The 20,050-nt window shown below is 40.0% G+C and carries 19 protein-coding genes and 1 riboswitch; of the genes, 2 read left to right on the forward strand and 17 right to left on the reverse strand.

From position 1 onward, the window contains the following. Nucleotides 1–229: 229 nt before the first annotated feature. Nucleotides 230–1,099, reverse strand: coding sequence for a cation diffusion facilitator family transporter (locus tag AC1MGI_RS01245; protein ID WP_480347944.1), 870 nt, complete (start codon nucleotides 1,097–1,099; stop codon nucleotides 230–232). A 700-nt stretch (nucleotides 1,100–1,799) separates the two neighbouring features. Between AC1MGI_RS01245 and AC1MGI_RS01250 the strand changes: the two genes are divergently transcribed. Continuing rightward, entirely contained in the window at nucleotides 1,800–2,000 is a 201-nt protein-coding gene (locus tag AC1MGI_RS01250; protein ID WP_480347946.1) for a hypothetical protein, read from the forward strand. Between the two features lie 575 nt (nucleotides 2,001–2,575). Here the strand turns inward: AC1MGI_RS01250 and AC1MGI_RS01255 are convergent. The 16 genes from AC1MGI_RS01255 to AC1MGI_RS01330 all read right to left on the reverse strand — a co-directional run bounded on the left by AC1MGI_RS01255 (nucleotide 2,576) and on the right by AC1MGI_RS01330 (nucleotide 18,832). Further along, on the reverse strand, nucleotides 2,576–3,190 hold the full coding sequence (locus AC1MGI_RS01255; RefSeq protein ID WP_062175818.1) for a nitroreductase family protein: 615 nt from the start codon (nucleotides 3,188–3,190) through the stop codon (nucleotides 2,576–2,578). A gap of 111 nt (nucleotides 3,191–3,301) precedes the next feature. Next, nucleotides 3,302–5,314 (reverse strand): dipeptide ABC transporter ATP-binding protein, encoded by a 2,013-nt coding sequence (locus AC1MGI_RS01260; RefSeq protein WP_480347948.1) that lies wholly within the window; start codon nucleotides 5,312–5,314, stop codon nucleotides 3,302–3,304. An 85-nt stretch (nucleotides 5,315–5,399) separates the two neighbouring features. After that, nucleotides 5,400–6,281 (reverse strand): ABC transporter permease, encoded by an 882-nt coding sequence (locus tag AC1MGI_RS01265; protein WP_480347950.1) that lies wholly within the window; start codon nucleotides 6,279–6,281, stop codon nucleotides 5,400–5,402. Between the two features lie 86 nt (nucleotides 6,282–6,367). Next, a complete protein-coding gene (locus tag AC1MGI_RS01270) occupies nucleotides 6,368–7,300 on the reverse strand; it encodes an ABC transporter permease (protein WP_480347951.1) in 933 nt (310 codons plus the stop codon). Nucleotides 7,301–7,324: 24 nt separating this feature from the next. Further along, entirely contained in the window at nucleotides 7,325–8,968 is a 1,644-nt protein-coding gene (locus tag AC1MGI_RS01275; protein ID WP_480347953.1) for an ABC transporter substrate-binding protein, read from the reverse strand. A gap of 15 nt (nucleotides 8,969–8,983) precedes the next feature. After that, nucleotides 8,984–10,318 (reverse strand): LLM class flavin-dependent oxidoreductase, encoded by a 1,335-nt coding sequence (locus tag AC1MGI_RS01280; RefSeq protein WP_480347955.1) that lies wholly within the window; start codon nucleotides 10,316–10,318, stop codon nucleotides 8,984–8,986. Between the two features lie 66 nt (nucleotides 10,319–10,384). Beyond that, nucleotides 10,385–10,654 carry a glutaredoxin family protein gene (locus AC1MGI_RS01285; RefSeq protein ID WP_480347957.1) on the reverse strand — a complete coding sequence of 90 codons (270 nt, stop codon included), beginning with the start codon at nucleotides 10,652–10,654 and terminating at the stop codon, nucleotides 10,385–10,387. Nucleotides 10,655–10,723: 69 nt separating this feature from the next. Beyond that, entirely contained in the window at nucleotides 10,724–11,743 is a 1,020-nt protein-coding gene (locus AC1MGI_RS01290; RefSeq protein ID WP_480347959.1) for an LLM class flavin-dependent oxidoreductase, read from the reverse strand. Nucleotides 11,744–11,887: 144 nt separating this feature from the next. Next, entirely contained in the window at nucleotides 11,888–12,793 is a 906-nt protein-coding gene (locus tag AC1MGI_RS01295) for a LysR family transcriptional regulator (RefSeq protein WP_480347961.1), read from the reverse strand. A 491-nt stretch (nucleotides 12,794–13,284) separates the two neighbouring features. After that, the gene (locus tag AC1MGI_RS01300; protein ID WP_480347962.1) at nucleotides 13,285–14,490 is read right to left on the reverse strand and encodes a M20 family metallopeptidase; all 1,206 of its coding nucleotides are present in this window, start codon (nucleotides 14,488–14,490) and stop codon (nucleotides 13,285–13,287) included. A 91-nt stretch (nucleotides 14,491–14,581) separates the two neighbouring features. After that, the gene (locus AC1MGI_RS01305) at nucleotides 14,582–15,445 is read right to left on the reverse strand and encodes a MetQ/NlpA family ABC transporter substrate-binding protein (protein ID WP_480347963.1); all 864 of its coding nucleotides are present in this window, start codon (nucleotides 15,443–15,445) and stop codon (nucleotides 14,582–14,584) included. Between the two features lie 15 nt (nucleotides 15,446–15,460). Then, nucleotides 15,461–16,111, reverse strand: a complete 651-nt coding sequence (locus AC1MGI_RS01310) for a methionine ABC transporter permease (RefSeq protein WP_480349669.1) — start codon at nucleotides 16,109–16,111, stop codon at nucleotides 15,461–15,463. A gap of 13 nt (nucleotides 16,112–16,124) precedes the next feature. After that, complete coding sequence (locus tag AC1MGI_RS01315) at nucleotides 16,125–17,144, reverse strand: methionine ABC transporter ATP-binding protein (protein ID WP_480347965.1); 1,020 nt, start codon at nucleotides 17,142–17,144, stop codon at nucleotides 16,125–16,127. Between the two features lie 127 nt (nucleotides 17,145–17,271). After that, nucleotides 17,272–17,383, reverse strand: a riboswitch (SAM riboswitch). Nucleotides 17,384–17,619: 236 nt separating this feature from the next. After that, a complete protein-coding gene (locus tag AC1MGI_RS01320; RefSeq protein WP_480347967.1) occupies nucleotides 17,620–18,189 on the reverse strand; it encodes a manganese catalase family protein in 570 nt (189 codons plus the stop codon). A 141-nt stretch (nucleotides 18,190–18,330) separates the two neighbouring features. Further along, nucleotides 18,331–18,591 (reverse strand): spore coat protein CotJB, encoded by a 261-nt coding sequence (locus AC1MGI_RS01325; protein ID WP_480347969.1) that lies wholly within the window; start codon nucleotides 18,589–18,591, stop codon nucleotides 18,331–18,333. Continuing rightward, on the reverse strand, nucleotides 18,584–18,832 hold the full coding sequence (locus AC1MGI_RS01330; protein WP_403067982.1) for a spore coat associated protein CotJA: 249 nt from the start codon (nucleotides 18,830–18,832) through the stop codon (nucleotides 18,584–18,586). Before AC1MGI_RS01330 ends, AC1MGI_RS01325 begins: the two co-directional genes overlap by 8 nt. A gap of 235 nt (nucleotides 18,833–19,067) precedes the next feature. Here AC1MGI_RS01330 and mnmL point away from each other — a divergent pair, with 235 nt between their 5' ends. Next, nucleotides 19,068–20,027, forward strand: coding sequence for a tRNA modification radical SAM protein MnmL/YtqA (mnmL, locus tag AC1MGI_RS01335; RefSeq protein ID WP_480347970.1), 960 nt, complete (start codon nucleotides 19,068–19,070; stop codon nucleotides 20,025–20,027). Nucleotides 20,028–20,050 lie beyond the last annotated feature (23 nt).

Consider the following 20,050-nt stretch of genomic DNA (forward strand, 5'->3'; position numbering starts at 1 on the left):
AAGAACTCACATTTCACACCCTTTGAGGTGAAATGTGAGATATACGAATAAAGTGAAACTTCAATCAGTTGGGGTTTTCTTCATCCCCCACTGATTGTTAGTCCCGTTCTACGAAGGGCAGGTTACTGAATAAGAAAAAGCGACCTTCTTTATTGAAGAATCGCGCTCGATAGTTGAACAAGGAAAAGACTATAATTAGAAGTAAAATAAGCTAACATTAAATTGTTAGCTAATTTGGCTCTACATGGACATGCACATCGTATACTCCATAATCTTTTATCATGACTTTTTCAACGTGGGTAGCTATATCATGAGCCTCTTTAATATCTAACGTAGAATTAACAAGGATCACAACATCTATTACTTCATTATTCCCGTAATTTCTCCCTTTAATTTCTTTTATTCCTTTAACTCCATCCACTTTTGTGATTACATCCTGATAAAGTTGAATTTTATTTTCATCAAATCCATCTGAAAGTTCATGAGAAGCTTGTTTAAAGATATCCCAAGCTGTTTTACATATTATTAGTCCTACAATAATGGCAGTTATCGTATCAAGCCAAGGCATATTTAATTGAGAACCGAATATACCTACTGCTGTTCCTATACTCACCCAAGCATCTGAAATGTTATCTTTTGCCGATGCCATAACGGCTTTGCTATTAATTTTAATAGCTAATTTTTTGTTGTAACGATATACAAAATACATGGCTAGCGCAGAAAAAACACCTACATAAGCTGCCATAATATCAGGTGACTCCTGTACTCCTTGAAACATAGAGGTGATAGCATCAATCAATACTTGTAGACCCACTGCTACCATAATAAAAGAAGCGACCATTGATGCAATGGTTTCACTTTTCCAATGTCCATACCCGTGATCTTTATCAGGCGGTCTTTGTGAAAGTCTGAGTCCGATGAGTACAGCAATAGATGCAATGATATCGGTTGTATTGTTTAAACCATCTGCTTTCAAAGCAGCAGAGTCACTCATATATCCAATAACTAATTTTATGATTGAAAGACATATGTAAGCAATAATACTAATGACTGCTCCACGTTCGCCTAATTTAAGATCATTATACTTTTGTTCTTCCATTCTAATTGCCCCCCCATTAAGCATTTGACTATGATAACAACTAAAATACGGGTGGGTCTAGAGCAATCTTTTTGTATAGTTATATACAAGTAAGCGATATACAAGTAAGTTGCCTAAGGAAAAAACTTTCTACTAATTTACCTTATTAGAACGATTTCATACTTACTAGTCTGTACTGTCAATTTATCTAATCCCACACTATCCTGCCACTTTAATTTAAGGACAATCCCTCAAACTCCATTATTAACATTAATATAAATTTCTAATTTTGTTCGAGAGTCCAATTCCATTAAACGGTAGTTTCATTCAAAAAAGGACGCTAATCCTTATACAGGAAATGCGCCCGATTATTGAAGATCCAATCTACTTTTTTATATTATTAAACACATACATAACCCTATCTTCTATAAGAAAAAAACAATTCAAATCGAAATTGCCCTTTTTCACGATTAAACCTTTTTACAAGAACCATACACACAATAATTACGGGGAAAGTTATTATAGCTAAAAATGGGATAGTTATAAAATCAATGGGATATCTGACATTAAGCTGACTCAATCAAATGCCCGTAGCGTTGAGGGGGCCGTTATTCAGTTCCCCCGTCAGTGCCACTGGCAAAATAACCGACATCGAAGGTGAATGCGAACAAGGAGGGATGTGATACAATATTGGAAATGATTTAATAAAGGTGGTGGCATTATGAAACGATTCAACATCGTTATACTGGTTATGATTGGTGTTACGATCTTAGCGACTTGGAAACTTGGAAAAGATTATTCAGCGATACAGCTTCAAACGCGTATACTGATTACCGCAGGAGGGGCTCTCTTATCAGGCGTCCTGACCTATTTTCTTTCGAAACGTGATGTTGATCATGTCGATCCAAAACCAGATAATTGAAAAATATTGAACTGCTAAAAATCCACTTCAGACCATTGCCGAGGTGGGTTTTGCAGCACTATTAATTGGCAGAGGGCAAACACGGGGACATTACGACTCTCCTTTCACTTGTACTTGTTCTTCCCAGCACAAGGGAAGGAGCCAGAACACGATTGGAATGTCTAGCACGGCTACCGACAAACTATCCTTTAAAATGAACACACTAACCATAGATTCTAAATATTTATCATAATAAAAATTTCTGTTTAGGTGATAATCCGAAATAACACATTTATAAATGAAATAGTCATTTCATTTCACTTCCTTTATCCGTTCATGCGAGATAACTCTTTTCCATGTGGTAATTCTTCTAGATTTGGAACAATAATTTCATCCACATATTAAACCAAACCATTTTGAAAAAGTATCCAATGACATTCGATATGAATGAAAATGAGGAGGGTGACTCATTGGGTTCTGACCCTTTCGAGACACTCTCCTCCACCTCTTACGTGTACATAACTTTAATAAATCTATACATCAAGTAGCTTATTTTATCCGACAATGATAGCCTTTATTTTGAAATCATCTTCCGGTTATGCATTTTTAGTTCCTTCAAAAATAACCTCTTGTAATGGTTTTCTACTACTAGGGTTTTCACGTTCTTGTAATTTCTCATCAAGCGCTTCTTTTTCGCCACGATAGCCTACTGAAATGACGGCTTGAATATCTAATTCTTCTGGAACATTTAACAATTGCCGAGCTTTTTCTTTATCAAACCCTGTCATTGCATGTGTGCTCAATCCAAGCATCGTTGCTTGGATTGCTAAATTTCCCCAAGCTGCACCTGTATCGAATGCATGAGATCCATTTGGATCGCCGTTGTCTCTATTTTTCATTGATGCAATCAATATAAGTACCGGAGCCTTTTCTGCCCAGATGCGATTGAATGGTGATAAAAATTCATGAAAGACTTTCAATTGTGATTCCGTTTTCGCTACAAAAAAACGCCAAGGCTGATCGTTAAAGGCGGATGGTGCCCAACGTGCTGCCTCAAGAATACTTGTCAAATCCTCATCTGAAACTTTACGTTCAGAATATGATCTTGGTGACCAACGATTTAAGAATAAGGGACTAACAGAATGTTCTGCTTTACGGTGTTCTTCAACCTCAGTTGTGAGATTCTCAACAGGATTAACAGTTAAACTCATTACATGACCTCATTTCCCTAAATAATTTACTAACTATTCCATCATAATCTATTTCTAGTAACTCTTTAAGTAGAATAACTCTTCTATTTTCCAAACGTCTCTGTATTTCGATTAAGCAGGGTGATGACAGGCAGCCCAATGCCCACTATCTATTTCACGGAGTAAGGGCTGTTCTTCCCGACAACGAGCCGTTGCTGCTGGACAACGCGTATGAAAACGGCAGCCTGATGGAGGGTTTGCAGGGGATGGAATTTCCCCCTGTATCGAAATTAGCTCTCTTTGATGCGTTGGATCAGCAATCGGGATTGAACCGATAAGCCCCTTCGTATAATGATGAGCAGGATGTTTAAATAACTCTTCGCTCGGAGCAATTTCAACCAACTGACCTAAATACATCACCCCAATACGATCTGAAATATGACGGACAATATTTAAGCCATGCGCAATAAATAAATAAGTTAAATCAAGGTCATTTTGTAACTTCTGCATCAAGTTTACAATTTGTGCCTGAACAGATACATCTAGTGCAGAAACAGCTTCATCCGCTAAAATAAATTGAGGATTGAGCGCAATTGCTCTTGCAATCGCAACCCGCTGCCGCTGACCGCCTGAAAACTCATGTGGATAGCGCTCCGAGCTGTTGTTATTTAATCCAACAGCCTCTAGGAGCTCTTGCACTCTAATCCGTTTTTCCTTTTTAGTTAGCGATTGATGGACTTGCAGTGGTTCACCAATAATGTCGCCAACTTTCCAGCGTGGATTGACAGAACCATATGGATCCTGATAAATCATTTGCATATGCTTTCGCGTCTCTCGCAATTCTTTATTACTTAACTTCGAAAGATCTTGATCCTGAAATAAGACTTTCCCACCAGACGCTTTCTCTAATTGTAAAAGAACACGTCCTAATGTCGATTTCCCACTTCCAGATTCACCTACAAGGCCAAATGTTTCCCCTTTTTCAATTGTAAAAGACACGTTGTCCACCGCTCTAACGAAGGATGAAGTTCCGGAGAATGTACGATTACCTAGCGGATAAAATTTACTAAGTTCTTGAATCGTAAACAACTTTTTACGAGGCTGCTCTTTTTTCCGAGGACTCTGTAGGTCAGATGTAGTCTGCAAAGTAGGCTTCTTCCAGCTATCAGTCTTTACTAATTCCTCTGAATACCAGCAAGCCGACTTCCGATTATTTACATCCAATAAGGGAGGTGCTTCATTTAAGCAGCGCTCTGTCGCATACGGGCAGCGAGGATGGAACCGGCATCCGGATGGCAAATCCGATAAACCTGGAATCGAGCCTTCAATTGAAAAAAGCTTTTTACTCCGATCACTGTCGATTGTTGTAACAGACTGAAGCAGTCCATGTGTATATGGATGATGTGGCAATTCAAATAGTTGTAATGTCGTTGCCTGTTCAACAATGCCACCTGCATACATCACGATAATTCGGTCTGCCACCTCAGCCGCAATTCCCATATCATGGGTAATTAATAAGATCGACATACCAAACTCTGTTTTTAATTCTTGAAGTAATTGCAATATTTGGGATTGAATCGTAACATCTAGTGCGGTTGTTGGCTCATCCGCAATAAGTAAATCAGGTCCCAAAGCAAGTGCCATCGCAATCATTGCACGTTGTAGCATGCCTCCAGATAACTCATTCGGATATTGCTTTAACCGTAATTCTGCGTCCGATATGCCGACACGCTGTAGTAAATAAATGGCACGTTCTCTGGCTTTTTCCTTACTCGATTGTTTGTGCGCTAGGATCGTTTCAATAATTTGGTTACCTATCGTAAACACGGGATCGAAAGCCGCCATCGGTTCTTGAAAAATCATCGCCATCTTTTTACCACGTATGGCACGTAGCTCTCTTTGAGAAAGTTGCGTCAAGTCAACATCATTCAGTTTAATATTCCCATCTGCTATTTTCCCATTTTCGTAATCAATCAATCGCATAATTGATTTGGATGCGACCGTTTTGCCACTTCCAGATTCTCCGACAATGCAGACCGTTTCCCCAGCTTTAATTTGAAAAGAAACATCCCGTATAGCTGTTAAATAGCCGTCTTTTGTTGTAAAGTCGACTTTCAGCTGCTGTATGTCTAGCAATTGTGACATCTGCATCCCTCCTTTTATCCCAGTGTAACGAACCATCAGCGAGGGATGAAGAGCCCCTTACTGATGGTAGATTCACTTCATCAATCTACTTCGTTTTCGGGTCATACATATCCCGAAGTTTGTCACCAATTATATTTACGGAAAGGACAAAAAGTGTAATAGCGAGACCAGGAAATGTCGAAATCCACCATCCTGTTGTTAAATAGCCTCTTCCTTGAGCGAGCAATGCTCCCCAGTCCGGAATTTCCTTAATCACACCTAATCCAAGAAAGCTTAAACCTGAACCAACCAATATGGAAGTACCTAGGCCAATCGTTGCCATGACAAGTAATGGGGACCAAGAATTCGGCAGGATATGCCAGATTAGAATGCGCCAATTGGGAGTACCGATGGAACGGGATGCCGCCACAAATTGCCGTTTTTTTATACTCATCATTTGTCCCCGCATTACCCGCGTATATCCCGGAATGGAAGAGACAGCAACCGCTAAGACAACGTTCATTAAACTCGGGCCAAGAGCAGCCGCAATGGCTAAGGCGAGCAGAATACCCGGAATCGTCATCAATATGTCAGTAAAGCGCATGAAGATCATATCCACCACGCCTCCAACATAACCGGCTAACGCGCCCAGTCCTCCGCCAATCCCCCCTCCAATCAAAACGGACACAACGCCAATAATTAATGAATCTCGGCTTCCATACACAACAAGACTAAGCACATCTCTGCCAAAATAATCCGTCCCTAGTAAGTGTAATGCACTAGGAGGACTTAAAATAAATTCTGTATGCATATGCGTAGGCGAATATGGTGCGATCCACTGCGGAAATAGCGCGCACGCCACGATAATCAGCACAATCATTCCTGCTACATAAACGAATAAATTCGAAGTCGACAAGTTTATTTTAAGCTTGATTAAATTCCATTTCGGGGCGTTCCATATCGTTTTGGAATTAACTGCCTCTTTCATCCAATGCCACTCCTTTATAAAGTAAAACTTCCATCAGTAGGGTTTTACTGCCCGTTACTGCGGGATAAACACGCACTTTCAAGGATTTAATGAGATCTTCGTACCCTTGGATCGATGACTGAGTACGATAAATCAACTAAAAGATTAATAATGACGTAGACAATCGCACTGAAAAATATCACCCCTTGAATAACAGGTAAATCTTTTGCCATAATCGCATCCGCAATAATTCGCCCAATTCCCTGTCTCGAAAAGACCGTTTCAATTACGACTGTGCCAGCCATCATCTCGCCAATATTCATGCCAATAATCGTAATGGCTGGAATGAGCGCATTTCGGAGTGCATGACGATACATGACCACCCGTTCCGACAGCCCTTTGGCACGAAGAGTAACGATAAACTGCTCATTCACCACTTCTAGCATACTGGTTCGTACCATCCGGATTATTAAACCCGCACCAACAAAACCAAGTGCAAGAGAAGGCAAGATAAGGGTTTTCCAGCCATCAGATCCCATCGCGGGAAGCCAGTTCAAATTCACAGAAAAAATCAGTATAAGTAAAATTCCAGACCAAAATGTTGGCATAGAAATACCAAACAACCCAACTAAACGAGCCAAAATATCAATCCATTTATTACGATAAATGGCGGATAGAACACCTAATGTTACCCCAATCACTATCGAAAAAATGGTACTTGTCAGTGTCAAAATAAGTGTAGCCGGAAAATGCATTAAAATTTTAGGTAAGACTGGATCACTATTGATTAAGGATTGACCAAAGTCTCCATGTAAAATGGCAGTGAAGTATTCAACAAATTGCACATAAAACGGTTGATCTAGCCCTAATTCCCTACGCAAATTTTCGATCATTTCAGGTGTTGCAACAGAGGGATCTATCATTGAAAGTACAGGATCCCCCGGAAGCAAATAGATGATACAAAATACAAGGATTAAGGAGCCTAAAACTGATACGAATGAATTTGCAATTCTCACCAGCGCTTTGCTGATTAATGTCATACATACCAGCTCCTTTCCATTCTCTTATTGTCCAATACGTACATCATTGAATAGCGGATAGCCTAATGAATCGAATGTTATGCCATTTACCTTTTTAGATGCTGCTACCGTATATGGAAATACGTAAATTGGGATGATTACTGCTTTCTCAATGATGATTTGTTGCGCTTTTTTATAAATTTCTTCACGTTTTGCCGGATCATGTTCAATTGTGCCTTGCTCTAGCAATTTATCTAATTCTGGATCAGAGCCTCCGCCCAACATTTTCAGCGTCGCTTCTGGATCCTCTGTATGGTATATATCACGTAGCGAATTTGGATCACTATTTACTTGACTGTTTCCATACAAATCGTAATCTGCATTCTGATAGATAACCGTAGCTGTATCTTTCGTAATATTAATGTCCACTGCGATTCCGATCTCTTTTAACTGTTGCTGAATGATAACGGCTATATCATTCCTTTTTTCACGGTTAGGAGAACCATCGACATAATTCAAAGTAAGCTTTTTTCCATCTTTTTCGCGAATGCCATCCGAGCCTTTTTTATAGCCGAGTTCATCTAGCAGTTTATTTGCTTCATCTAGGTCCGGCTTTACACTATTTTCAAGTGATTTATCGTATCCTAACATGCCCGGTGAAAGAGGCGACCACGCTCGTTCGTAAGTGCCCATATACAATGTTTTAACAATCGCATCAACATCGATCGCAAGCTGGACTGCTTTTCGAACGTTTACATCATTCCATGGTTTATTTCTTTGATTAAAAAAGAGTGTATACGGTAAACCGAGTGTATTTACTTGAAGCAATTGAGTTTTGGGATCATCTTTTAAAGAAACAATATTTTGTGGTGGGACTGTTTCCGCTGCAAGGACCTGGCCGCTTTGCACACTGCCGATTCGCGTTGCTTCTTCTGGAATGATTTTAAATGTAATTTTATCTAGATATGGCGCTCCATCGTTTTCAACAATGGAGGGTGCCCATTTGTAGTCATTATTTTTTTCGACTTGAATATCTGCATTTTCTATCCAGCTGACAAACTTATATGGTCCCGTACCTACTGGACTTTTGCCGAACTGATCTCCAGCCTTCTTTGCTGCTGTTGGTGATACGATTCCAAGCAATGCCTGGCTCAAATTGCTCAGAAAAGCAGCAGAAGGTGTTTCAAGGTTAATTTTGATTGTGTATTCATCAATGACTTCTGACGATTTATACGGACGAATAAGTGCCAAGGCGTTTGCTGCTTTCGTTTCCGGATTTATTATTCGGTCATAGTTATACTTCACTGCCTCCGCATTAAATGGTGTCCCATCGTGGAAGGTTACATCTTCACGTAATTTGAAGGTATAACTTTTTCCATCTTCTGAAACCGTCCATTCTGTCGCAAGCCAAGGCTGAATCGTATTGTCAGCTGTTTGCACAACGAGACTATCAAAAATCGTTCTAAATGCGCGGACAGACACTGCGAGTCCGCTTCGATGCGGATCCAATGTATCCGGTGATGTAGCCAACGCATATGTTAGCTCACCACCTATTGATTCTTTAGTTCCAGCTTTCCCGCTTGTATCTTCACTGTTACTCGTGCTTGCTCCATTGGAACATCCCGCTAAAAGAAGCAAAAAAGCTGTGGCAACCGTTAATGTTTTTGTCCAATTAGGCCATTTCTTCACTTAAATCCACCCCCATCATTTTTTTATTGATTCTTGTACATACCTATTGATCGGGAATGGCAAACCGAGATTACCTCGTAATGTTTCGGCCTCATATTCCGTCCGGAACAGTCCCCGTTTTTGCAGAATAGGCACAACATGATCAGTAAAATCTGTCAGATTGCTTGGAATGCTAGAAGAGATAATAAATCCATCCGCCCCGCAGGCTTCAAACCACTCTTGAATAAGATCCGCTACCTTGGACGGTGTTCCAATAAACGGAGTACGCGGCGTCGCTTCACTTAGTGCAACTTGACGAAGTGTCAGATTCTGCTCTTTCGCCTCTCGTTTAATTCGATCTGTACCACTTTTAAAGCTATTTTGTCCTAAAGCACCCAATTCCGGGAACGGTTCATCTAATGGATATTGAGAGAAATCGTGATGTTCAAAATACCTTCCCAAATAGGCGAGTGCCTTATCGATTGTCATCAAGTTCGCAATTTCTTGGTATTTTTGTTCCGCTTCTTCCTCCGTTTTACCGACGATCGGTCCGATCCCTGGCAAAATGAGAATCTCATCTGGATTCCGTCCGAAAGCAGCAGCCCTGCTTTTAACATCTTGATAAAATTCTTTAGCCTCTTCTAATGAAGGATGGTGTGTAAATATAGCATCCGCTTCTTTTGCTGCAAGATTTTTACCATCTTCTGAAGAACCTGCTTGAAAAATGATTGGGCGCCCTTGTTGTGAACGAGCAATATTAAGCGGGCCTTCCACAGAGAAGAATTCTCCTTTATGATCCAGTTGATGGAGCTTTTCCGGATCAAAAAATACACCGGTTTCTTTATCTCTGACAAATGCATCATCTTCCCATGAATCCCACAAGCCTTTCGTGACTTCAATATATTCAGAAGCGATTTTGTACCGTTTTGCGTGATCTGGATGTTCTTCAATCGATTTACTGAAGTTTAATGCCGTTTTCTCAAGAGGAGATGTTACGACATTCCATCCCGCACGTCCCTTACTAATATGATCAAGTGAAGAAAACTGACGTGCAACATTGAACGGTTCGCTATATGATGTAGACAGGGTTCCGGCAAGACCAATTCGTGAAGTAACAGAAGCAAGAGCCGATAGAATAGAAATGGGTTCAAAACGATTTAAGAAATGGGGAATTGATTGCTCATTAATATGCAATCCATCTGCTATAAAAACAAAATCAAATTTCGCTTCTTCTGACTTTTGTGCTTGATACTTATAAAATTCGAAATTTACACTCGCATCTCCTTGAACTTCTGGATGTCTCCATCCTGAAATATTGCCACCAACGCCATGTATGATCGTTCCCAATTTCAATTTTCTTTGTTCAGACATTTTCATTTCCCCTCTCACTAATCATAATTATTCATATGAAATTAGTATGCTTTATTCATAAAAAAATTAGTTAGTTTGTAAATATGGAGCAAGCACCTTTTCAAGATGAGTGATTCCAATTTCTGTAACCCCTTCATACATACCGTTCTGACCAATTTCAACTACAGGCACATGACGAATACCATATTTAGCTTCTAAAATATCGCGTCGTTCATCGTGATTTGTCACATCAATGGTTTGATAATCCACCTGTTTTTCTTCTAAAAATTGTTTGACCTCTGCGCAATAGTGACATCCTTCTTTTGACCATACAACTACAGTTAATGATTTTGACATAATAAATTCCTCCTCTAACTTTAAATTCTTGATTTCTTAAATGAGCTTTCGGGCTATCAAACAGCTTTGTTACAAAATATACTCTTCTTCATTCTTTTTCTCTTCAGAATATGTCGGACTTAATAATTGAAACGTCCGGAATCGTTCTTCTTTTGTTTGAACCGGTGAATGCAAAATAAACTCATCCACTTGATATGTGTTATGAAGATGTGCTAACTCTTCTTTAATAAATACCGCTGTTCCGGCAATGATATTAGCCTCTTGTTCAGACACTTCATATGGTTCACCTGCTTGACTACCAAACGTCTCTGCTTGTTCCGCTGACTGAACGGTTACCGTGCGGCCGCTTTTGAGATGAACTTTAAATAGTTTGTGATCCAAAGCAAGCTGTTCGGCTTCCGGCTTGGAAGGGGCAGCTATAACGGCAACCGATACTAGAAGACGCCCTCGTTTGTTTCTGGCATGAAACGCATTGGCTGCTTCTTCAAGAACGGAAATGTCGCTGTTAATGAAGCGAGCAAACACAAAATTCCAGCCATATTTAGCGGCTAATTTAGCGCTCTCTACACTTGCACCAAGCAAATAATTTTCCGTTTTTTCCGGCGGAACCGGTAAAGCTTGAATGCCAGCAAGTGAATGGTTTTCGTCGACCGAATTTTCAAGCAATTGATTCAAAAAAGAGAGCCGTTCTTCAAAATCTTTGCCATCATTCACGGTTCCAAACTGAAGTGCTTTTGACGATAACGGCAGGCCGCCTGGTCCTTTTCCGATTCCGAGATCTACCCGTCCTGGAGCTAGTGTAGAAAGGACATGAAAGTTTTCAGCTACTTTATACGAGCTGTAATGCTGAAGCATAACTCCTCCTGACCCAATACGGATCGCATTTGTTCGAGCAAGAAGATAGGAGATTAATACTTCCGGTGAGGAACCTGCCAACTGTTCCGTGTGATGATGCTCCGATACCCAAAAACGCGAGTAGCCCCATTCTTCCGCTTTTTGAGCGAGCTGTACGGTTTGCTGGAGTGCTTCAAACGGTGATACTCCTCTTTGGATTGGACTTTGATCTAGCAAACCAAGCTGATACCCCATATGCACTTTCCTCCTATTTTTAATTCATATTTTTCCGGTATGAATAATTAATTCAGATTCTAAACTATATCCTACCACCCCAAACAGCCAAAAGGCAATACTTCCAGTGATAGAAAGATTTATTCGATTCATTCAAAAAATCTATCAATCTGGTTGAAGTACTCGTTTAGATTCGTTCTCTTTGAATTTTTTGATAGATAAAAGAATATCTTCCCATAAAAAAGGAATGTCCGCCCCATAGTATGTTCCGTGAATATGTTGTTTTAGCATCAGCAAGTGATCAACATTAATTTCTACAAGTTGACCGGACTCCAACTCCCTTTTAATACATAAGTAAGGTAAAAAACCAATCCCGCTGCCAGATTGAATCAGTGATTTTGCTACTTCAAGATGACCGACCTGAAATTCGATGCGCGGTTCAATATTCGCTACTTCAAACATTTTATGAACAAGGTTCCAGTTAAACGCACCACATTCAAAAAATACCATTGGTTCACCTGCTAATTGCTGTACGGACAATTTCGAAGCCGATTGAAGCGGATGGCCCGGTTTTACAACGAGTCTTACGGAATTATCAAGAAGGGGTTCTTGCTGTAGCGCATTGTGTGCGATTTCTTTCATAAACGCCACATCAATTTGTTTCCGGAGCAGCTGATCCATCAAGGCATCATTAGACGCTGAAATGAATTTAAAGCGAATATCGGGATGAGCCTTTTTCCAGAGTGGCAGTGCAAATGGAATAAAATATTGGGACGTAATAAGATTAGCGCCAATAACGACCTCATCCTGATCCGTTTCTTTTTTCAATTTCTTCTTCCCTTGTTGCAGTGTATGGATAATCTGCTCGGCAAACGGAACGAATTCTTTCCCTTTTTCCGTCAACACAATCCCTCGCCCTTGTCGTTCAAATAATTCGATGTCTAATTCCCGTTCCAATGTTTTAATCCGTGCGGTAACCGTTGGCTGTGACAAAAACAACGCCTCTGCTGCTTTATGAATACTACTGAAATGGACAACGTACATGAAAGATTCAATGTGGTCAATGTTCATTTTCTAAGCTCCTTTCCCCGAAGTACAGACAAAAAAGATGCCATACTCTTATAGCGTTTAGAAAGCCAATGCGGATTCATCATTTTCGGCGAAGTGATTTTGGATAAAATATCCATATTACGTATTACGCCTTCCCTTTTTGCATTACTATCTAAATCGTCTGTTCTTTTCTAGACATATAATTTCCTAAAATTCTCATATTCTAGCTTTTTAGGACATATACCCGTTTATCTATGCAAACAGCGATTGAATATCCAGCTATCCACCACTTAATTTCATACAAAATTTGAAGTGGGAGTCTTCTCGCCTGAAATGATAAAAGACTTTGACTCCTTGCATATATACAGCTAAGGAGCAAAGTCTCTAGTGGTCTAGTAGTAAACACAAATAAAAGGTCTACTTGTATTTATATTATTCCGATTAAACCAATTAATCAAGTGTGAATTTTAAAACAACTATTTATAAAATGGAACTTCCTTTCCGTTTCAGATTTATGCTTGCTCTTGTTGCTTTGCTTCAAGAAAAGCAACTTTTACTTTGTTCAGTAATTCTTGATTGGTAAGGAGCTTGTACCCGGCAAATGCCAAAGCTTTAGCACCGGTAAGGATGGCACGATTCCCCTGATCTGACTTCGCACATTCACGGAATTCATTGGTGTGAGCAATTAGATCATCCGGGCCAATTTTAATAAACGGATGAGCAGTCGGCACAACATGGCTGACATTTCCAGCGTCTGTTGAGCCATACCCAGTTGTTTTTCGAGGAATTACCGTCTCTCCCAATTGGGTTAACTCTTCTGCCAATAAGTCATCTAAAACCGGGTTGATGATAAAATTAAAAATTTCATTTTGAAATCGTTCAATTTTGACGGTGCTGCCAGTCGAAAGGGCTGCACCTTTAGCGATATTTTGAATTTTTTCAGATACGTTCTCGCACTTTTTCCACGTTTCAGCCCGAATAAAGAAGCGGGCTGATGCATATTCAGGGATAATATTGGGGGCATCGCCACCGTTTGTAATAATGCCATGAATTTTTACATCGGAGGGCAATTGCTGCCTGAGAGCACCAATGCCATTAAACAATTGAATGACGCTATCGAGCGCATTGATTCCTTGATCCGGTGAAGCCGCTGCATGGGCTGATTTTCCGTAAAAATGAAATTCAAGCGGATCGACAGCAAGAAAAGGGCTTGTCACGCCAGTTTGTCCTGACGGATGGATAATGATAGCTGCATCGACACCATCAAACAATCCTTGTTTGACATAGCTTCCTTTTGCACTTCCATTTGGCCCACCTTCCTCTGCAGGGGTGCCAAATACAATCACTTCCCCACCTGTTTCTTCGAGAACCTTTGCAAGTGAAATTCCAGCCGCCACACTTGTTGTGCCAATGATATTATGACCGCAAGCATGACCGAGCCCTGGCAATGCATCATACTCAGCTAGAAAAGCAATTACTGGACCTTCTTTGCCTGATTTTTTTCTCGCAATAAAACCTGTCTCATGACCAGCAATATCGCGCTCCACATCAAAGCCCGCTTTAATAAGTAAAGCCGTAAGCGTATTAGAAGCAAAATATTCTTGGTTGCCGATTTCTGGATTTGCATGAATCCTTTGACTTGTTTCAACGTACGTATTTGCATGTAGTACAAGATCTTCTTCAATGATCTGTAAGTGAACTTCTTTAACAATAGTCACAGTTTCGTGCTCCCTTCTCTCTTCAAATATAAAAAAGAAGCCTGATAAGTTTTTGTTATCTCTATCAGACTTCTCCCCTGTTTTGATCCGTTTATTTAGCAGCAGGGTTAGACCATGCCTCTTTATAATTGACTAATTCGTCCACCGAAACATATGCCGGAATGGAGCTTCCTTTAAACGTTTCGTTAATGAATTGCTCAACTTTTTCTGATTGATAGAGTTCAACTAACTTCTGTAGTTCTGGACGGTCTGCATTCCCTTTTTTCACAGCAATAATATTAATGTATGGTTTAGCTGTTGCACTTTCATGGAATAAGGATTCATCTAGTTTTAGACCTGCCTCCATAGCAAAGTTATTATTAATAATCGACGCGTCCACATCATCTAAGAAACGCGGTGTATTTCCAGCAGCTACTGCTTCAAACTTCAAATTCTTCGGATTGGTTGCAATTTTATTTAACGAACCATTGCCATCAAAATCTTCAACTAACGTGATCATACCCGCTTCTTGTAAAAGTAATAAGGCACGTCCAAAGTTTGTTCCTTCATTAGGTAAGGCAATCGTCGCTCCGTCTGGCAGATCTTCAAGCTTCTTATATTCTTTTGAATAAATCGCCATCGGGGCAATAACCGTAGAACCAATTGCTTCTAAATCGACCTTTTGCTTTTTAACAAATTCGTCAAAATAAGAAACCGTTTGAAAAGAATTGGCATCAATTTCTCCTTCAGCTAATGCAAGATTCGGCTGGATATAATCATTAAATTTAACGAGCTCGATATTTAACCCTTCTTCTTTAGCGATGCCAACAATATAATCCCATATTCTTGTATCCCCACTGCTTACGCCAACTTTCACTGTTTTTTCGCTGTCTGCACTGCCTTTTTCATCACTATTTCCGCATGCCGTCAAAACAGCAAGTGTTAGTATTAAGATTGCAATTAATAATTTTTTCATCTTTTATTCCCCCAATTATCTTCTTCTGATTTTTTTGGACACGATATTTCCAGTTGATTGCAGTAATTGAACGATAACTACAAGCGCTGCTACAGTGACAATCATCGTCATCGTATCGAACCGTTGATACCCATAACTTAAAGCCAGGTCACCAACTCCACCCGCTCCAACCGCACCAGCCATCGCTGAAGCACCGACAAGACCGATTGTTGCTGTTGTAAACGTAAGTACCAATGAGCTAAGTCCTTCTGGAATTAAAAAGCGAAAAATAATTTGCCATGTCGTCGCTCCCATTGCTTCTGCCGCTTCAATAATTCCTTTATCTACTTCTAAAAGGGAATTTTCTATTAGTCGCGCAATATAAGGCGCCGCATAAAAAATCAAGGGAACGATCGCTGCATTTGTTCCAATTGCCGTACCGACTACTAATCTAGTAAATGGAATCAGTGCAACTAGTAAAATAATGAATGGAATAGATCTTAAAATATTAATAACTGGGTTCAAAACATTGAACACCCACTTATTCTCCAAAATATGACCATTCCTAGTTATGACGAGTAAGATTCCCAGTGGAAGTCCTATCACAACTGAAAATAAGAGAGAGAAGGCAACCATATAAAGCGTATCACCAAAGCCAGTTAACAGTTGCTCCGTAGTAATTTCCATGCCCCATAATGTGTTATTCATGTATACTCACCTCCTGCACGAGAATATTTTCTGCTTGAATAAAGTCGAATGCTTTCTTGATTTCAATCTCGTTTCCAGTCACTTCCATAATTAAATTACCAAACGGCGTTTCCTGAATTTCGGAAATGTTCGCCGATAACACATTTAAATCGACATCAAATTTTTTTGCGATTGTAGATAATAATGGTTTGCTTGAATTCACCCCAATAAAATTAATTTTCCAGATAATCGGATTCCCTTCCACCTGGCTTTTATAGCTTTGCGGAATTTCATCATGAATTACTGTTCGGACAAAGTTTTGGGCAATCTCTGTTTGCGGCTTAGCAAATACGTCAAACACAGAACCTTGCTCAACAATCCTACCGCCTTCCATAACTGCCACTTTATTACAAATTTCACGAATAACCGACATTTCATGGGTAATCAACAAGATCGTGATGTTGTATTCCCGGTTTACTTTCTTTAACAGTTGCAAAACGGCACTTGTCGTTTGAGGATCGAGCGCTGATGTTGCTTCATCGCATAACAGAATCGAAGGATTAGTTGCTAGGGCCCGCGCAATGCCGATTCGCTGTTTTTGACCACCAGATAATTGCTCTGGATAATTTTTCGCCTTCCCCAAAAGGCCGACAAATTCCAATAATTCATTTACCCGGGTATGAATTTCTTTTGCAGGGGTACCCGATAAGATAAGCGGCATTGCAACATTATCAAAAACCGTCTTTGAGTTAAGTAAATTGAAATGTTGAAAAATCATGCCGATTTTCTTCTTCTCCGCCCGTACATCTTTCGGCTTTAACGAGGTCAATTCTTTGCCATTTACCAAAATTCGCCCTTCTGACGGACGCTCTAGTAAATTAACTAATCGGATCAGCGTACTTTTACCAGCACCACTGTAGCCAACAACGCCGAAAATATCGCCTTTCTCAACGACTAAATCGATCCCTTTCAAAGCTTCAACGGTTTGTTTCTTCGATTCATACATCTTTTTCACATTCTGAAATTCAATCATCTGCTCTCCCCCATGTTGTTCCTATTATAAGTTGTAACACGAAAAAGCCTCCTCCATCATTAGACAGAAGAGGCTTACTTAGACAAATAAAAGATTACACTTCTATGAATTATCTAGCAAAGGCTTCTTCTTATCTATCAAACTTTCGTCTGTTGGAATTAGCACAGTATTTTTACAAAAGTAAAAACCTGTTGCCGAGGTATCACAGGGCCAAGTCCCTCCACATCTCTTGATAAGAAATTATCGATATATAATTTTATGTCCTTCACTATATAACTAAATATTTAAAATGTCAATTAAATTCTTAAAAGTCTGTTTGTTCTACCTAGAGGTTAGTCGATAATAAAAGGGCCAGAGCCATTTAAAACGTTTCTGAACCTTATCATATGAACACCATAGCAATACTCTTCACTGATATATAGGTACTATAAAATAAAAAAGACGACCCTTCATATAGAAGAATCGTCTTTTTTTCTTAAAAAATCTTCTGGCGATCTCTTTCATCTTTTAATATTTCTACCGCTTCTCTAAACCGCTGGGAATGAACGATTTCTCTTTCTCGCAAATAACGTAAGGAGTCATTTAAATCTGTATCATCAGACATATCAATGATCCATTGATAGGTGGCTCTTGCCTTCTCTTCGGCTGCTATATCCTCATAGAGATCCGCAATCGGGTCTCCTTTTGCTTGGAAATATGTAGCAGAGAATGGGACTCCTGCTGCGTTATTATAGAATAGCGCGCTATCATGAGCTACATAATGCTCCCCAAGACCCGCTTCCTTTAATGCTTGAGGTTTCGCGTCCTTCGTTAGTTTATAAATCATCGTTGCAATCATTTCCAGATGGGCAAATTCCTCTGTACCAATGTCTGTTAATAGTCCAATCACTTTATCAGGAATCGTATACCGCTGATTTAAGTAACGGAGAGCAGCAGCAAGCTCACCATCTGCCCCGCCATATTGTTCCATTAAATATTTGGCAAGCGTTGGGTTACACGTACTTACTTTCACTGGATATTGTAGTTTTTTTTCATAAATCCACATGATATTCCCACCTCTCTGTGGAAAAGGAGCGGGGCTTCATACGATCAGCGCAGCCCCCACCTTCATTAGGTAATGCAATTCTAATACTTGAACTTTTTCCATCGTAGGACTTTGAAACAGATGCTTATATATGTTTTCTGCTTAAACTTGCCATGGCCAGGGTCCGCTCCATGCCCAGTAATCCTGCTGAGTATTCACACTTCCTTTCTGTAAAGGACCAAAGGACTCTTCAAATTTCTGTTTGATTTGTTTGCTGTACAAGGCAAAGTGATTATATTGTTGAATCGCATTCTGATCTGTAGGATGTGTATCTAGGTATAGTACCAATTCATCAATGACAAAATCGATGGCTTGGATCTCCTCTAATTGCTGATAATACTCAATCGGCATCGTATTAGCCATGACCGCTATCTCCTCCTCGCTTATAAGGATTGTCATAATAATCGTAGAAGACCTTCCAAAGCGTCCCCTTTCTCAAAGCCTCTTGCGGTGTGAACTGTTCAAGATTTGGTGGTTGAAAACCTAAATACAAATTAGGTGGCGTACTGTAATACTTTTCTCCGATTGGCGGACAAGGATCGAATAAACCGCGAAAAGGAACATACGATTTTATCGGCGTAAACCTCTCTCGTTGTTGATCCATTTCTACACCTCACATTATTTTCTCTATTGAATATATGCGCTGTAGGAAAAAGATATCCCGCTAAAAACAAATGGAGAGATGAATGGCAGGAAATGGCGCACTATTGAGAGGAGCCAAGAACCTCACTATTTTCTAAGTAATTTGGCTACAAAACTACATCACTACTCCGTTTCCTCTTTTCGAAGCGCTCGTCTGTAGTATAATAAGCAAAGCTTAGCTTTAGGAGGTTTTTGATTTGAATCAAACAAAGCCATTTATGTATGCTATGGACAATAAACGATATCATACTTGGAATTATCATTTGCGAAAGCATTTTGGTCATAAAGTTTTTAAAGTAGCACTGGATGGCGGTTTTGACTGCCCAAACCGTGATGGCACAGTTGCATATGGCGGTTGCACATTTTGTAGTGCAGCGGGTTCAGGTGATTTCGCCGGAGATCGGGTTGAGCCGCTCGATGTTCAATTTAAGAAAATCAGTGAAAAAATGCATCAAAAGTGGAAAGATGGCAAATATATGGCCTACTTCCAAGCGTATACGAACACCCACGCCCCTGTTAGTGAATTACGGGCAAAATACGAAAGCGTGCTGGATCAGGAGGATGTCGTCGGATTATCCATCGCGACCAGACCAGATTGCCTTCCTGACGATGTTGTCGACTATTTAGCCGAGCTGAATGAACGAACCTATTTATGGGTTGAGCTTGGGCTGCAAACTGTCCATGAACGAACAGCGTTACTTATTAACCGAGCCCATGATTACAAAATGTATCAAGAAGGCGTCGCTAAGCTTAGAAAACGTGGGATTCGCGTTTGTTCGCACATCATTAACGGACTACCACTTGAAAGCTATGACATGATGATGGAAACAACTCGCGAAGTAGCAAAATTGGACGTTCAAGGCATCAAGATACACTTACTTCATCTACTTAAAGGAACGCCAATGGTCAAACAATATGAAAAAGGGATGCTCGAATTTTTAACACAAGAAGATTATGTGAACCTTGTTGTCGACCAGTTGGAGATACTCCCTCCGGAAATGATCGTTCACAGAATTACTGGTGACGGTCCGATCGATTTGATGATTGGGCCAATGTGGAGCGTGAATAAATGGGATGTACTAAACTCGATTGATGCAGAGCTAAAACGCCGGGATAGCTGGCAGGGGAAACTTTATCAGAACGGATTTGACGCATAAATTTAGGATTTGACGTATATTTT

The organism is Peribacillus sp. BM1, from assembly GCF_056679975.1.

Coding starts and splice junctions, on each gene's coding strand:
- AC1MGI_RS01320 (WP_480347967.1), bottom strand. CDS start 18,189: ATGTGGATTTATGAAAAAAAACTACAATATCCAGTGAAAGTAAGTACG.
- AC1MGI_RS01245 (WP_480347944.1), bottom strand. CDS start 1,099: ATGGAAGAACAAAAGTATAATGATCTTAAATTAGGCGAACGTGGAGCA.
- AC1MGI_RS01250 (WP_480347946.1), top strand. CDS start 1,800: ATGAAACGATTCAACATCGTTATACTGGTTATGATTGGTGTTACGATC.
- AC1MGI_RS01310 (WP_480349669.1), bottom strand. CDS start 16,111: ATGGAAATTACTACGGAGCAACTGTTAACTGGCTTTGGTGATACGCTT.
- AC1MGI_RS01290 (WP_480347959.1), bottom strand. CDS start 11,743: ATGGGGTATCAGCTTGGTTTGCTAGATCAAAGTCCAATCCAAAGAGGA.
- AC1MGI_RS01330 (WP_403067982.1), bottom strand. CDS start 18,832: ATGGATCAACAACGAGAGAGGTTTACGCCGATAAAATCGTATGTTCCT.
- AC1MGI_RS01285 (WP_480347957.1), bottom strand. CDS start 10,654: ATGTCAAAATCATTAACTGTAGTTGTATGGTCAAAAGAAGGATGTCAC.
- AC1MGI_RS01260 (WP_480347948.1), bottom strand. CDS start 5,314: ATGTCACAATTGCTAGACATACAGCAGCTGAAAGTCGACTTTACAACA.
- AC1MGI_RS01270 (WP_480347951.1), bottom strand. CDS start 7,300: ATGACATTAATCAGCAAAGCGCTGGTGAGAATTGCAAATTCATTCGTA.
- AC1MGI_RS01315 (WP_480347965.1), bottom strand. CDS start 17,144: ATGATTGAATTTCAGAATGTGAAAAAGATGTATGAATCGAAGAAACAA.
- AC1MGI_RS01295 (WP_480347961.1), bottom strand. CDS start 12,793: ATGAACATTGACCACATTGAATCTTTCATGTACGTTGTCCATTTCAGT.
- AC1MGI_RS01265 (WP_480347950.1), bottom strand. CDS start 6,281: ATGAAAGAGGCAGTTAATTCCAAAACGATATGGAACGCCCCGAAATGG.
- AC1MGI_RS01255 (WP_062175818.1), bottom strand. CDS start 3,190: ATGAGTTTAACTGTTAATCCTGTTGAGAATCTCACAACTGAGGTTGAA.
- AC1MGI_RS01280 (WP_480347955.1), bottom strand. CDS start 10,318: ATGTCTGAACAAAGAAAATTGAAATTGGGAACGATCATACATGGCGTT.
- AC1MGI_RS01305 (WP_480347963.1), bottom strand. CDS start 15,445: ATGAAAAAATTATTAATTGCAATCTTAATACTAACACTTGCTGTTTTG.
- AC1MGI_RS01325 (WP_480347969.1), bottom strand. CDS start 18,591: ATGGCTAATACGATGCCGATTGAGTATTATCAGCAATTAGAGGAGATC.